This window comes from Cysteiniphilum sp. QT6929, from assembly GCF_030035755.1.
GTDB lineage: Bacteria > Pseudomonadota > Gammaproteobacteria > Francisellales > Francisellaceae > Caedibacter > Caedibacter litoralis.
On record NZ_CP103983.1, the window covers coordinates 2178434 to 2192238 of the forward strand.

General features: G+C 39.9%; 15 protein-coding genes. 7 read left to right on the top strand and 8 right to left on the bottom strand.

Annotation, left to right across the window (positions count from 1 at the left end; genetic code table 11):
• The 3 genes from NYP54_RS09545 to parC are packed head-to-tail and all read left to right on the top strand — an operon-like array spanning position 1 to position 3326.
• Positions 1-330: a hypothetical protein gene (locus NYP54_RS09545; protein WP_283156310.1), complete on the top strand. Its 330-nt coding sequence runs from the start codon at positions 1-3 to the stop codon at positions 328-330.
• Complete coding sequence (recO, locus tag NYP54_RS09550; protein WP_283156311.1) at positions 330-1028, top strand: DNA repair protein RecO; 699 nt, start codon at positions 330-332, stop codon at positions 1026-1028. Before NYP54_RS09545 ends, recO begins: the two co-directional genes overlap by 1 nt.
• 60 nt (positions 1029-1088) lie before the next feature.
• Complete coding sequence (parC, locus tag NYP54_RS09555) at positions 1089-3326, top strand: DNA topoisomerase IV subunit A (protein WP_283156312.1); 2238 nt, start codon at positions 1089-1091, stop codon at positions 3324-3326.
• A gap of 140 nt (positions 3327-3466) precedes the next feature.
• On the opposite strand, the gene NYP54_RS09560 is transcribed toward parC, so the two are convergent.
• The gene (locus tag NYP54_RS09560; RefSeq protein ID WP_283156313.1) at positions 3467-4063 is read right to left on the bottom strand and encodes a transglycosylase SLT domain-containing protein; all 597 of its coding nucleotides are present in this window, start codon (positions 4061-4063) and stop codon (positions 3467-3469) included.
• Between the two features lie 150 nt (positions 4064-4213).
• Here NYP54_RS09560 and NYP54_RS09565 point away from each other — a divergent pair, with 150 nt between their 5' ends.
• Positions 4214-4792 (top strand): thymidine kinase, encoded by a 579-nt coding sequence (locus NYP54_RS09565; protein ID WP_151192759.1) that lies wholly within the window; start codon positions 4214-4216, stop codon positions 4790-4792.
• Positions 4793-5150: 358 nt separating this feature from the next.
• On the top strand, positions 5151-6377 hold the full coding sequence (locus NYP54_RS09570; RefSeq protein WP_283156314.1) for an MFS transporter: 1227 nt from the start codon (positions 5151-5153) through the stop codon (positions 6375-6377).
• Between the two features lie 8 nt (positions 6378-6385).
• On the opposite strand, the gene NYP54_RS09575 is transcribed toward NYP54_RS09570, so the two are convergent.
• The 7 genes from NYP54_RS09575 to NYP54_RS09605 all read right to left on the bottom strand — a co-directional run bounded on the left by NYP54_RS09575 (position 6386) and on the right by NYP54_RS09605 (position 11924).
• Entirely contained in the window at positions 6386-7147 is a 762-nt protein-coding gene (locus tag NYP54_RS09575) for a cell division protein ZipA C-terminal FtsZ-binding domain-containing protein (RefSeq protein WP_283156315.1), read from the bottom strand.
• Between the two features lie 76 nt (positions 7148-7223).
• Positions 7224-8360 (bottom strand): lipid-A-disaccharide synthase, encoded by a 1137-nt coding sequence (gene lpxB / locus NYP54_RS09580; RefSeq protein WP_283156316.1) that lies wholly within the window; start codon positions 8358-8360, stop codon positions 7224-7226.
• Positions 8360-9133, bottom strand: a complete 774-nt coding sequence (gene lpxA, locus NYP54_RS09585; protein WP_283156317.1) for an acyl-ACP--UDP-N-acetylglucosamine O-acyltransferase — start codon at positions 9131-9133, stop codon at positions 8360-8362. Before lpxA ends, lpxB begins: the two co-directional genes overlap by 1 nt.
• 2 nt (positions 9134-9135) lie before the next feature.
• Entirely contained in the window at positions 9136-9588 is a 453-nt protein-coding gene (gene fabZ, locus NYP54_RS09590; RefSeq protein ID WP_283156318.1) for a 3-hydroxyacyl-ACP dehydratase FabZ, read from the bottom strand.
• A 22-nt stretch (positions 9589-9610) separates the two neighbouring features.
• Positions 9611-10633, bottom strand: a complete 1023-nt coding sequence (gene lpxD / locus NYP54_RS09595; RefSeq protein ID WP_283156319.1) for a UDP-3-O-(3-hydroxymyristoyl)glucosamine N-acyltransferase — start codon at positions 10631-10633, stop codon at positions 9611-9613.
• A 72-nt stretch (positions 10634-10705) separates the two neighbouring features.
• On the bottom strand, positions 10706-10981 hold the full coding sequence (rpsT, locus tag NYP54_RS09600; RefSeq protein WP_117002418.1) for a 30S ribosomal protein S20: 276 nt from the start codon (positions 10979-10981) through the stop codon (positions 10706-10708).
• A 247-nt stretch (positions 10982-11228) separates the two neighbouring features.
• Positions 11229-11924, bottom strand: a complete 696-nt coding sequence (locus tag NYP54_RS09605; RefSeq protein ID WP_283156320.1) for a response regulator transcription factor — start codon at positions 11922-11924, stop codon at positions 11229-11231.
• A 233-nt stretch (positions 11925-12157) separates the two neighbouring features.
• On the opposite strand from NYP54_RS09605, the gene NYP54_RS09610 reads away from it, so the two are divergent.
• Both NYP54_RS09610 and NYP54_RS09615 read left to right on the top strand, forming a co-directional pair.
• Positions 12158-12979: a hypothetical protein gene (locus tag NYP54_RS09610; protein WP_283156321.1), complete on the top strand. Its 822-nt coding sequence runs from the start codon at positions 12158-12160 to the stop codon at positions 12977-12979.
• Between the two features lie 38 nt (positions 12980-13017).
• Positions 13018-13797 carry a hypothetical protein gene (locus NYP54_RS09615; protein WP_283156322.1) on the top strand — a complete coding sequence of 260 codons (780 nt, stop codon included), beginning with the start codon at positions 13018-13020 and terminating at the stop codon, positions 13795-13797.
• The last annotated feature ends 8 nt before the right edge of the window (positions 13798-13805 follow it).

Genomic DNA, 13805 nt, shown 5'->3' on the forward strand with positions numbered 1-13805 from the left:
ATGAGTGAGAAAATTTTAGCACTACTTAAAGCGATTACAGTGAAAGATTGCCAATATAATCCTTCATGCGTTCAAACTATTGCGCATGCAGGGGAGTTGGGGCAGCAAGTTTTCATTTATAGCGATCAGGTTAATTATTACTTTAAAGCGATCGGCAGCCCGTATTTATTGGCAATGACAAAATGGCTGGTAATGCAATTGCAAGATAATGATAAGGCAGCACTTGCTACTTTTGCTGATATTGCTAAGCTGCAACAGATGTTTGATTTACCAACGCACAAACGTCAAGACGCCTTAGTGATTTTGCAGTTGATTGAGCAGTTGTTGTGATGGCTACGCTAGAAAAAGCGGTTGTGTTACATAGTCGTAAGTACAAAGAATCATCATTGTTATTGACTTTATGGTTAAAAGACCATGGTAAGTTGAATGCAATTGCACGGACGAACAAAAAAAATCATGGCATTTACCAGCCATTTAGTTTGTTGAATGTTGATATAAAGATCATGCCTTCGGCGGAAAGCTTAGCAAGTATTCGCTTTGCCGAGTGTGAAAAGAGCTTTAGCATGGGAAGTTATTTATCACAATTAGCACGTATGTATCTTAATGAAGTCTTGTATTGGCTCTTGCCACATGATCATCATGATGCAGCGCTCTTTGATAGTTATTCATTAGTAATACAAGAGTTGGTTAGCGATGATATTGCAAGATTATTACGCTATTTTGAGCTTCAATTATTAGAAAGCTTAGGCTATGGTTTTCAGGTGGATTATGATGAGCAACATAACATGATGACTGAAAATCATTATTATGCAATGGCGCCATTATCCGCCTTTTATCAAACAACCGCTGAAAGTGGCATTAGTGGCAAATATATCAAACAGTTACAACAACCTGTGTCCAGTTGGGATAATGACACGCTGCAAGTACTGCAAAAATTGATAAGGATTAATTTAAATGCTTGTTTGCAAGGCAGAGTGCTTAAAACCCGTGAGTTGTTAATTAGTTATTTACGAAACCAAAATGCTTGATGACGCTTAGGTGATCATTTGCTATGATGTGACGAGTTTAACGTCTTAATTTTTTAACGTATGGATCAATTAAGCCTTTCTTTTGAAGATAATGAAAAGCAGACGATTAGCGCCTTTAGTCGTCAGGCATATTTGAATTACTCGATGTATGTGATTCTCGATCGTGCATTACCGCATATTGGTGATGGTTTAAAGCCCGTGCAGCGGCGAATTATTTATGCGATGAGCGAGATTGGCTTATCGGCATTAAGTAAGCACAAGAAATCTGCACGTACTGTCGGTGATGTCTTGGGTAAGTATCACCCGCATGGTGATAGTGCCTGTTATGAAGCAATGGTGCTGATGGCGCAGGATTTCTCCTATCGCTATCCCTTGATTGATGGACAAGGTAACTGGGGTTCGCCAGATGATCCAAAATCATTTGCTGCAATGCGCTATACCGAGTCGCGATTATCCAAATACGCTGAAGTGTTATTAAATGAGTTAAAGCTTGGCACAGTTGATTGGCAGCCAAATTTTGACGGCACACTACAAGAGCCAAAGATGTTGCCAGCGCAAGTGCCGAATGTATTATTAAATGGCAGCATGGGGATTGCTGTAGGGATGTCAACGGATATTCCATCACATAATCTTACGGAAGTCATTGAGGGCTGTTTATATCTTCTAACAGGTAAAGATCATGATTTAGATGGTTTAATGACACATATTCCTGGACCTGATTATCCAGGAGGGGCTGAGGTCATCACTCCTTTTGAAGAACGTAAAAAGATTTACGAGACAGGTACCGGTAGTATTCGCCTGCGTGCGGTATTTCACACAGAAGAGGGTAATATCGTTATTACTCGCGTGCCACATCAGGTCTCAAGTGCCAAGGTCATTGAACAGATTGCTGCACAAATGAATAGTAAAAAAATCTCATGGCTAAGTGACATACGTGATGAGTCTGATCACAGTGATCCGGTGAGAATCGTATTAGTACCACGTTCAAATCGTGTCGATACCAATCTTTTGATGAGTCACCTATTTGCGACAACCGATCTTGAGAAAAGCTATCGTGTTAATTTAAACATGATCGGTTTAAATGGTAAGCCACAAGTAAAATCACTGATGGAAGTGCTTGTAGAGTGGCTACAATTTAGAACGGAAGTCACGACTAAGCGTTTAGAGTTTCGCTTGGATAAAATCTTAGAGCGTTTGCATATCTTAGATGGTTTTTTGATTGCATTTTTAAATATTGATGAAGTCATTGCCATTATCCGTTATGAAGATGATCCTAAACAGGAATTAAAAAAACGTTTTGATCTCACTGATACACAAGCTGAAGCCGTGCTTAATTTGCGTTTACGCAATTTAGCCAAGCTTGAAGAAATGGCGATCAAAAAAGAAAAGCATGAGCTTGAAAAAGAACGTGATGAGATTATAGGTTACTTGGAGAATCCAACCAAGTTAAAAAACCTTATCAAAAAAGAGCTCAAAGCCGCACAGCAAAAACATGGTGATCAAAGAAAATCAGCATTGGTGGTGCGCCCTGAGGCTAAAGCATTAAAAGAAGCGGATTTACAACCGGTTGAAAGTGTTACCGTTGTCCTATCAAAACAAGGTTGGGTGCGTGTTGCCAAAGGTCATGACGTCAACGTTGAAGGTTTAAGCTATAAAACGGGTGATAGTTATTTCTCCTCAAGCATGGGTAAGAGTAATCAGCATTGTTTGTTCTTCTCAAGTTTGGGTAAGGCTTATAGTTTACTAAGTGCAGATCTACCTTCAGCAAGAGGTCAAGGTGAGCCGATCACAGGACATTTAAAACTTGAGCAAAATGAGCAGATTGTCGCACTAACATTTGTGGCAGCAGAAGATCAGTGTGTTTTAGCCTCAAGTGCCGGTAATGCCTTTTTAGCAAATGTCGATGATCTAATTAGTAAGAACCGCTCAGGTAAGCAAGTGATTACATTAGGCAGTGACAAGATGGTACCTCCAGCTAACGCGCATGATGATGAGCATAGTTTGATTGTTGCCATTTCTAATCAAGGACGCCTTTTGGCGGTTGATAGAAGTGAGTTGCCAAGTTTGGCAAAAGGTAAAGGCAATCGCCTTTTGAATATGCCAAGCTCGCTAGCCACAGGTGAGGAGCTTAAATTTGTTAGTGCTATTACTAATGGTCAAAGCTTAGTAATCTACTCAGGGAAACGCCATATGCGTTTAAGCTTTAGCGATCTTAATGAGTATCAAGGTAAACGCGCCTCACGTGGTAAGATTTTGCCACGTGGTTTCCAGAATGTTGATCATATTGGTGTTGAATAAGTGATAAGTACCTAAGCAATGGTTTATTGGTAATCATGGATATTCGGGTCAAGCCCGAATATGACGACTCGCAGTCATTCCCGGACTTGATCCGAGAATCCAAAAAATACCTGATAATATTTGCACAGCTATTTAGTAAGTTACCACCAACTTTGCGATGGAATATTACAGCGTCTAAGCTGATAGGCATAGCGATACGCCATATCTTGGGTTTCACGTGCGTATTTCATTAAAAATTGATTATTACGATAGCTTTTTTTCATATAGCCATAGACACCTTGGTTATAAGCTAAATATAGTTGATAGGCGTTGTCCTTGGAAATCCCAGCAATGCGTTGAGCACGATTGGCGTACCAACCGATAAAGTCAACCGAATCGGCAAAGTTCGTACGACTTGCCCATGAGTTTCCGGTTTCTTTTTGGTATTCCTCCCATGTGCCATCAAGCGCTTGAGCATAACCATAAGCTGTGGACTGGCGTCCGGTTGGGATAAATCCAAGAACATACTGCATTGGTGTTTGCGCATCGGCAATGAAGCTTGATTCTTTACGAATAAATGCCCATTGGACACTGATAGGCACACCCCATTTTTTATAGGAGTCTAAAGAGTCGTAATACCAATCAGGGTATTGCTGTGCGATTAAGCAAGCGTTATTAGGGTTATTCGGTGGTGCGGTAATACAACCGGCAAGTGGTAAGACAGCTAAAATAGCTAAAAACTTAAAATCAAATTTCATTAAATCAAGTAGCGATTTTTTCGTAACATTGAGGCACAGCCTAACGGATTTTTGAGCGAACGCGAACTATTTTCAACAACTTTTTATTCCAAGTGGACGCGCAATACAGTAAGTTATGCAACTAATATACAAAGAATGACTATCTAAGATATGGCAAAGCTTCATTTTTATTACTCCACCATGAATGCTGGCAAGAGCACAACCCTTTTGCAATCTGATTACAATTATCGTGAGCGTGGGATGAATACCTTACTCTTTGCGCCTAGCTTTGATGATCGCTTTGGTGTCGGCAAAATCTCATCGCGCATTGGTCTCCAAGCAGATGCGTTGTTATATGATCAGTCAACGGATCTCTGTGTGGAAACACAAGAAGTGCTTAAAACGAAGAAACTACATTGCATCTTGGTCGATGAGGCACAGTTCTTAACAAAAGCACAAGTCCTGCAATTAACTGACATTGTTGATGAGTTGGATATTCCGGTACTTGCCTATGGCTTACGTAATGATTTTCAGGCAGAGCCCTTTGAGGGAAGTAAATATCTACTGACTTGGGCGGATCAGTTGATTGAGATCAAAACCATTTGTCACTGTGGTAAAAAAGCCACACATGTCTTGCGTCTGGATCAAGATATGAATGTTATTAAAGATGGTGAACAGCTGCAAATTGGCGGCAATGAGCGCTATATTTCCGTCTGTCGTTGGCATTATAAAAAAGGGCAGATTGCCTGATTAACTTCAGTGGTTATAATAATATATCAATAAGTTGGGCTAAGACTAAATACTCACCCACAAGTGCTCACCGTGCCCTGAGCGTAAGTCGAAGGGTAATCACACTTCATAGAGGCTTCGACTTACGCTCAGCCAACGCTTACACAATCAAAGCTGGCAGGAATATGGTTATAGCTATAAGCTGTATTATCTAATACCTCTCCCCTTGTGGGATTGCTCGTGCAGCTTAAGCTCTACGGGTGAGGGATAATTAAAACGCAACACATTCTTGATCCATTACTAAAATACTTTTGCTTGCTGTAAAATCTGATCTTTGCCACAATGCTCTCTAGAGCTGATGATGGTATAGAGAGGGTGTGTGAAGTCATATTTAAAGGCGCGTGCGGCATTATTTAAAAATAGCTCGTTTAGCTGTGCGTGTATTATGAGCTTTTTTTCTGCTATTGCCGTTGGCGTGGCGTATGTCTCGTTTAGTTGGCACTTGCTTGAGATCTACAATAGTGTGAATGCGATTATTATCTTTATGTTTAGCTGGTGGGTCTCAGGGGCCGTTTTATCTCCTGTGACAGGCTATGTTGCCGATCGTTTCCCGCGACAAAAAATCATCATTGCGACCAATAGTGCGCGTGTTATTGTGATTGCTGCTTTTTTAATGTTTGGCTACCTTGATACATTGGCTGAGGTATATTTCTTTACCAGCTTTTGGGGCTTGATCTTAGCGTTTTATATGCCAGCAATGCTCATTATGGTGCGCGAGATCTTTAGTGATGATAGTTATCTACTATATGCCAATAGCACGATGGATGGCGTCTTTGAAATTGGTATGGTTATTGGTATGTCACTGGGTGGCTTATTGGTCGTGTTTTTTAATATGCATCAAATCCTATACTTCTTATTATTTGGCACAGCGGTCGCGTTGATAGCAAGCTTTGGTGTTAGACCTAGGCGCCATGTTGAGCGCAGAGATACTGAATTTATTGAAGACTGGCGCATGGTTTATCGTTTTTTGCGCCAAAAGCGGTTTGTCTTTTGGTTTTATGTCGCTGAAATTGGTTTTACTTGCTTGTTTATGACCGTGCCGATTTTTATCGCACCCTATGCCAAGAATATTTTACAGGCAAGCTCATGGCAATTTGCCTTGATTGAAACTGGGTTTTCTATCGGCTTTATTATTGGTTGTATTATTTTGCCATGGTTTGCAGATCGTTATAGTGAGGTCAAAACCATTGTTGGCGCACTTTTAGTATCAGTCTGTTTATACTTCATGTTGGCAATAGTGCATAGTGTATGGCTAGCGTTAATCTTTTATTTTGTTATTGGAATATGTGTTTCATGTTGGGCGATTTCAGTGACTCTTGCTCAGAGGCATACAGATATCACGCTACAAGGAAAAACCCAAGGACTAAGCTATGGCTTATCTGGCTTAATGGTCATGGTCATCTATACGATGTTTTTAATCATCAACAGCCAAATGCACTTCCCAAGCAACTATTGGTTTTACTTTATTATCATATTGGCATTAATGATTATCTACCCGCTGCTGCGTGGCGGGAAATTACAGCGTCAGAATTATAGGAAAGAATAGGTCGAGTTTTACTTAGCTTCAAACTGCTTAACGTGTTGCTTATAAGCACTTTGATCATGACTAGTAAAGCGACGTTTATGCTCGTTAAGTAGGGTGCCACCTAAGCGCGTATTAATCTTCTCAATGCTTTTGGTGAAGTGATCAAAGCACACTTGTGGCTCATAAAATTGTACAAGATCAGCAATATCACAACGGCATAATAGGCGTGTGTAATCTTTTTGCGTGAAGCTCTCAGGGTCAAATCCTTTAACTGGCGCATCCGCTTTGATGCTAAAGAGTACATCTTTGTCTTGGGTTAACAGCTCAAAGCTTTGATCCTCAGCATTAAAGCTTAAACCGCTGTGTTTAAACAAAGTATCTAGATCTTCACCATTAAATACGTAACCACGCGGTGCGCTAATAAAATAGTTGACAATCCCTTTTTCGAGTTGTGGGTAATCCGCATGTGATGCTTCAAGCTCACTAATTGGTGTATCAGCTAATGGATTGACTTTGATATCAGCGCCAAGCTCAATTTTTTGCGCAACGTCTACGGCATTTTTGTCATGTGATGTTGCATCTTTATGTGATTTCTTGGTATCAGCTTGTTGTTTATGTGCTGTTTTTTCTGATTTTTGCGCTTTTTTGACAGCTTTCTCTTTTTCTTGAATGGCTTCTAGCTCTGCCATCTCACGCTTATATTTCTTGCGCTTGCTGCGGCGAAATGCATCAATCAACAGTAAAATCACGATGATAATACTAAGCAATAAAATCAATTGAACTTGAGTCATATTTATAATCTATATAATGGTATTTCAATAGTGGCTTATTCTAATCAATGCATGCCTAATTAAAAAGACAAAAGCGCTAAGAATCTAATAAATTTATAATTTCATCGCTGACTTTGCGATCAGCATCACGCATTAATAGCTGATGTAGGCGGTGAAAAGTTGCTTTAATCTCTTGAGTATATGCTTGATCGTCAAAGAATCGTTTTAGCTCATGGGTGATCTGATTCGCCGTGAAATTTTTCTGCAAGAGCTCTGGCACTATTTCTTTATCAGCAAGAATGTTTGGCAAGCCAACAAATTTTGTTTTTAACATATGTTTAACAATGGCTGCTGTGATTGTTGACATTTGATAACCAATAACCATCGGCTTTTTATAAAGCATCGTTTCAAGTGCGGCGGTACCTGAGGCGACCAAGGCAAAGTCACAGGCTTGTAGCACCATGTGTGCATTGCCATTGAATTTCTGAATATTGAGCTTATCAAGCAGTTCTTGATGTTTATTAATCTCACCATATAAACTTTCTTTCGCTACAGGCAGCAAGGTATCAAACTCATAACCTTGGCGTTTTAACTGAGCAATGCTGTGTAAGAAAACCGGTAAAATACGAATGACTTCTTGTGTGCGACTTCCAGGTAAAAGTGCGATAACTTTCCTATTGGGATTTGTATCAATGTCAAGCTGCTTGCGTGCGCCAACAGTATCCTCATTCATCGGCACTTTATTGGCTAAAGGGTGCCCGACAAAGATCGCTTTGTGCTTATGTTTTTGATAGAAAGCCTCTTCAAAAGGCAAAATGGCAAAAACGACATCAGTAGCACGTTTGATCTTTTTCATACGACCTTCGCGCCATGCCCAAACAGAAGGGCTGACATAGTGCGCAGTTTTGATGCCGCGCGCTTTAAGCTTAGCTTCAATCGGTAGGTTAAAGTCAGGCGCATCAATACCAATATAGATATCTGGTGGATTATCTTGGCAATGTTTGATGATGCCTTTGCGCACCTTTAAAATAGCGGGAAGGTGTTTTAATACCTCAAAAATTCCCATGACGGATAGTGTGTCAATGGGATAAAGGCTTTTAAGTCCGGCATCAATCATTTGCTGACCGCCAATACCTTCTAGAATGGCGTGAGGATAATGCTGTTTTAGTAAACGCACAACGCCCGCACCCAGTTGATCACCAGAAAGCTCGCCAGCAACAAGCATAATACGCATTAGCGAATGATCCCGCGTTTTGAGCTTTCTAGTAATGTAACAAATCGCTCAATGGCGGGTGTTTCTTGTTGCATGACTTTAAGTTTTTCAATGGCTTCAACTAAACGTAAACCTTGACGATAAATGACTTTATAAGCTTCTCGGATCTGGCGAATATCTTGCGAGGAAAACCCTGCTCTTTTTAAGCCTTCGACATTAATGCCGCAAGGCGAGGTAGTAGGTGATGCCGTCACCATCAAATAAGGCGGGACGTCTTGTGTGATTAGTGCCATATGCGCAATAAAAGCGTACGCTCCGATGCGACAAAACTGGTGAATGCCTGAGTTAATGCCGATAGTGGCAAAGTCATCGACATGCACATGTCCGGCAAGTGCTGCATTATTAACAAGAGTAACATTGTTGCCAACACGGCAATCATGACCAATGTGCACATAATTCATAATCAGATTGTTATTACCAACACGGGTAATACCATCTTCTTTGGCAGTGCCTCCGTGAATTGTCACGCATTCACGAATGATATTGTTATCACCCAAAATAAGCTGTGAAAACTCACCATGGAAAGTGCGATCAATTGGTTCTTCACCGACAGAGGCAAATTGGAATATACGGTTATTCTTGCCGATAATGGTATTTTTACCAATAACCGCATGAGCAGAAATATTACAGCCTTCGCCGATTTTGGTATTTTCACCAATAATGGCATAGGGTCCAATCGTGACATTGTCAGCAATTTCTGCTGTTTCATGAATAACTGCTCTCTTATCGATCACGTTTACATTTCCCTATAAGCTGCAAGAAACTCAGCGCTCGCAACAAGCTCGCCATCAACGTAAGCCTGGGCTTCACTTTTGCACATGCCGCGCTTAATTTTGCCCATTTTAGCATGAAATTTTAAGACGTCACCTGGGACAACAGGGCGTTTAATACGCACGTTATCAATCCCTGCAAGCACAAAAAGCTTCTTATGATCTAATTGATCTTGTTCACTTGCCATCATTTTAACGCCCAAAACACCAATAGCTTGTGCCATGGCTTCAACGATTAGAACCCCTGGCATAATCGGTTGATTTGGGAAATGGCCATTGAAAAACTCTTCATTGGCAGTGACATTTTTTTGAGCAATAGCCGTGCCTTCCTCGACGTTAATTTCAAGGATTTTATCAATCAATAAAAAAGGGTAACGATGCGGTAAAATTTCTTTAATTTGTTGAATGTTAAGCTGCATGTGTAATGTGCCTTACGTTGGTTTATTCAGAATCTTTGCATTTTTGCTCGAGCATTTTAACACGAGTTTCCAGTTTATCTAACCTAAATATGCGCGCGCTGGTGCGTTTCCACTCCATATGCGGGCGAGCATTAAATGCTGCAGTATAAAAGCCAGGCTCGGTAATGCTTTTGCTAACATTTGAGGCAGCTGCCAACAGAACCCCGTCGCAGATTTCTAAATGACCACTGACGCCGACTTGACCGCCAAGCAAGCAATTTTTGCCAATAGTGACCGATCCAGCAACGCCTGTTGAACCGGCAATGGCGGTGTTTTCACCAATAATGACATTATGTGCGATTTGCACTTGGTTATCGATTTTAACGCCATCGGCAATAATAGTGTCATCAATCGCACCTCGATCAATCGAGGTACAAGCACCTATCTCAACATGATTGCCAATAGTAACACCTCCGATTTGTGGAATCTTAACCCAATTACCTTTTTCATCTTTGGCATTGCCAAAACCATCTGAGCCAATCACGGTATTGGCATGAATAATACAATACTCACCAATGTGCACACCGTGATAAATCGTGACATTAGGTTTTATTTCAGTCTTTGTGCCAATGCTTGAGTTATCTAAGATCACGCAATTAGCACCAATAATTGCATTTTCAGCTATGATGACATTCTCACCAATAACAACATTAGCAGCAATGGATGCATTTGCGGCAATTTTGGCAGAGCTTGCGATTGTTGCACTTGGGTGAATGCCAGAACGCGCTTTAGGCGCGCGATCAAACAAAGCTGCCACCTTAGCAAAGGCAAGATAAGGGTTATCAAGAACTACCGCATTGGTTGGGCAAAGCTCAAGCGCTTCTTTGGTTAATAAAACGGCTGAAGCCTTGGTGTCCTTCAGGTCATTGATATATTTGCTATTGGCTAGGAATGAAAGCTGCCCTGATTTAGCACCTTTGAGTGTTGCTAAGCGATCAACGACGATAGATTCATCACCATGGACATAACCACCAAGATCTTCAGCAAGTGTTTTAAGTGAGTACATGTTTATATATCCTTATTCGTATAAAAAAAAAGCCCCATTAAGGAGCTTTTTGATCAATTTACTGGTGCGCGATTACGCAGCAGCAACTTCCAATGCTTTGATCTTAGCAACAAGGCGGCTCTTATGACGCGCTGCTTTGTTCTTGTGGATTAAGCCTTTAGTAGCATAACGATCTAATACTGGTTGAAGTTTAGCAAAACAATCTTTTGCTAAAGATACATCGCTTGCTTCGATTGCTTTAATGGTCTTCTTCATGAACGTTCTCATCATTGAACGACGAGACATGTTATGTTGACGGTTTTTCTCTGCTTGTCTTACACGTTTTTTAGCTTGTTTACTATTAGCCAATGTTCTTCTCCGATTATTTATCTATATTTAGGTATCAAGTGACAGATCACCACAATCAAGAAACGGACACGCTTTTCTGAAATAGGATCAACTGCTAATTTAAAATCGCAGCGTATTTTGAACCGATTTGAATAGTATGTCAATAAGCTTGTCGTATTGAATTGCAGTGACCTTGTTAAAAAGTGCAAAAAATAACAAAAAAGTATGGTGAGTCAGCTGATTGGGGTATATACCGCTCACAAACCAGTTATCTATACTGCAAACGCCCAACAAAAACATAGCCATGTCCGCGAATGGTTTGTAAAAGATTGGCTTGTTTGTCATCAATCTTGGTGCGTAGACGACTGATAATGACATCGAGTGATCGACTGTCAGATTGATCTGCCATACCAAACTTATCAGCAATCTCATGCTTGGAGATCACCTGTCCTGGGCGTGTTAGAAAGAGCTCAAGTAAACGCTGCTCGGTTTGTGTGAGATTAATTTTATTACTTAAGCTTGACAGTGTCTTATCATGTAAGTGATAGCTTAATGAATTAAAGATAATGGCTTTTGTTTGATTTGATTTATTGTTCATGCTGAATTTAATCAGATTGTTGACACGCGCATACAGCTCATGAATATTAAATGGCTTTTCCATATAATCATTAGCCTCGGCTTCAAGACCGATAATACGATTAACCTCACCGGTATTGGCTGAAAGGATCAAAATAGGGATGTCTGGAAGGTCTTTACGAATACTTTTGCATAGCTCAATGCCATATATATCCGGTAAATTAAGGTCTAGTATAACTGCCGAGAAGCGCTCTTTTTGTAGCATCTCCAAAGCATCTTGCCCGCAACTGGCATGTGAACTAAAGAGGAGCTTTTGCTCGAAAAAATGCGCTATTGCATCTGCGATCCCTTTATCATCATCAATTATCAGCACTTTATTAATATTCATTTCTTTTTTTGCCCCATTTATATCCATGGCTTGTTACCCAAGTTTAGCCATTTTTACTTGATTCGTGAAGCATGATTATATCGGTATTTTGCTCGATGTAGTTAGTAATCAAAACGTAAGTTATGTTAATGACGGTTAACGTGAAACAGGTTTAAAAGATGCGTTAACTGAGTATTATATGTCCAAGCGTTTCGGGGAGTGCTTGATGCATAACAAATGATAGGTAAAGTGGTATGAGATTTTTCGCAAGACATATATTAAGTACATTGTCACTAGTCGTGGGTAGCATGGCATATGCAGTGCCATTTAAAGATTGCAATGGTGGTGTGACGGTGAGTGGTATGTTCGATTATGTTTATGAGAATAAACAAAATGAGTTAGGGCTCGTAAAGCGTATTACGAACAGTTCATGTAAAACCAGTTATTACTTAATCAGTTTAGAAAAGGTTAATCGACCATTTGCTAAAGGTAGTGATAAGGCAGCCAAAAACAACATGCCAGCTGAAGAAGAAATGACAATTAAAGATATGGCATTATCAGGGGTATTGCTTTCACCGCAAAAAATGATCTTAGGTCCGAAGCGTAAAGATGATGTTAATTTCATTATAAATAGAGAGATACACAGTGCAGATAAGCTTTCGTTCTATCGATTGAAATTCACGCCGGTTTTGCCGGAGAAGAAATATGGTTTTGATGTCGATGAAAAGGTCGCAGCAGAAGCAACCCTTAACTTAGGTGTCTCTACAGCAATTGTCGTTGAGCCAAAGAATCCCGATTACACTTATGATTTACAGATAATTGAGGGTGAGAAAGTTACATTACAGAACCAAGGTAATGCGCTCATTATTTTGGATATTAGTGGAAAATGTAGCTTTCGACCTGTAGCGCAGGGTACGCGAAATAACGTAGTTATTCCGTGTGCTGTGGGAGGTAATCAGGATATTAGAGTGTATCCAAACCAGCTTAGAGACATTAGTCTCTTGGGTTATCAAGGGGAAGTTATTCTTTTTATAAAAACAGGAAAATCATCCATAAAGAAAACATTTTACCTTTGATAATATCGTTTAATCCAAAGTAAATAAGAGGTCTAATTATGAAAAAAACACTTAAACTATCCTTGTGTTCATCAATGATGGCAATTATGCTGTCAGGACAGGTAAATGCTGCTCCTAATTCAGAGGCGAGTTTAACAGCAACTGTTTCAGCGTCTATCCCAATTACATTTACTTCAAATGTGGCTTTTGTTTTATATGATGGCTTAGGGCATGGCCCACAAAAAAATCCTGCATCACTTTCGTTGACATTAGGTGCTAATGCAAGCATGAGTGTGGCTGATGATACGGTAGCTGAATCAAATATGAAAGGCGTTTTTACTGGTTTAAAAATACCAGTAACAGATGCTAATGAAATTTCAACAGAATATTTTGATACAGAGGCACTAAAGTGGTTTGCTATATATGAAGAGCAAAGTACAAAAAACATATCAGAAATACTAATTAGGTTCAAAGGATTAATCGATAATGAAAAGACTATCAATGGCAAAAAATTAAAAGCTGAAATTATGTATCCATTGGACGACTCAGGTTATTACATTGAAGATAAAGCAGGAGTAACCTTAGGTGTAGATAATGTTCCTGCTAGAGTCATTGATGAAGCAAAACAAACGAAACCTTGGAATCTTGGGTCATATATCGGGAGGATGGAGATTACGAGTCCAATAGCTAGTGATAAGGTAGTATATTTTCCATTGGCATTTCTTGTTGGTAGTGAAGATGTTTATACGGAAACTGAGTATATGAATACTTTTGGGGATGCAGGTACTCCTCATGCCTTTAATCCTATTACTATAGAAATACAAGCAACCTTTTCTTAGATAGAATT

Coding starts and splice junctions, on each gene's coding strand:
- NYP54_RS09545 (WP_283156310.1), top strand. CDS start 1: ATGAGTGAGAAAATTTTAGCACTACTTAAAGCGATTACAGTGAAAGAT.
- recO (WP_283156311.1), top strand. CDS start 330: ATGGCTACGCTAGAAAAAGCGGTTGTGTTACATAGTCGTAAGTACAAA.
- parC (WP_283156312.1), top strand. CDS start 1,089: ATGGATCAATTAAGCCTTTCTTTTGAAGATAATGAAAAGCAGACGATT.
- NYP54_RS09560 (WP_283156313.1), bottom strand. CDS start 4,063: ATGAAATTTGATTTTAAGTTTTTAGCTATTTTAGCTGTCTTACCACTT.
- NYP54_RS09565 (WP_151192759.1), top strand. CDS start 4,214: ATGGCAAAGCTTCATTTTTATTACTCCACCATGAATGCTGGCAAGAGC.
- NYP54_RS09575 (WP_283156315.1), bottom strand. CDS start 7,147: ATGACTCAAGTTCAATTGATTTTATTGCTTAGTATTATCATCGTGATT.
- lpxB (WP_283156316.1), bottom strand. CDS start 8,360: ATGCGTATTATGCTTGTTGCTGGCGAGCTTTCTGGTGATCAACTGGGT.
- fabZ (WP_283156318.1), bottom strand. CDS start 9,588: ATGCAGCTTAACATTCAACAAATTAAAGAAATTTTACCGCATCGTTAC.
- lpxD (WP_283156319.1), bottom strand. CDS start 10,633: ATGTACTCACTTAAAACACTTGCTGAAGATCTTGGTGGTTATGTCCAT.
- NYP54_RS09605 (WP_283156320.1), bottom strand. CDS start 11,924: ATGAATATTAATAAAGTGCTGATAATTGATGATGATAAAGGGATCGCA.
- NYP54_RS09610 (WP_283156321.1), top strand. CDS start 12,158: ATGAGATTTTTCGCAAGACATATATTAAGTACATTGTCACTAGTCGTG.
- NYP54_RS09615 (WP_283156322.1), top strand. CDS start 13,018: ATGAAAAAAACACTTAAACTATCCTTGTGTTCATCAATGATGGCAATT.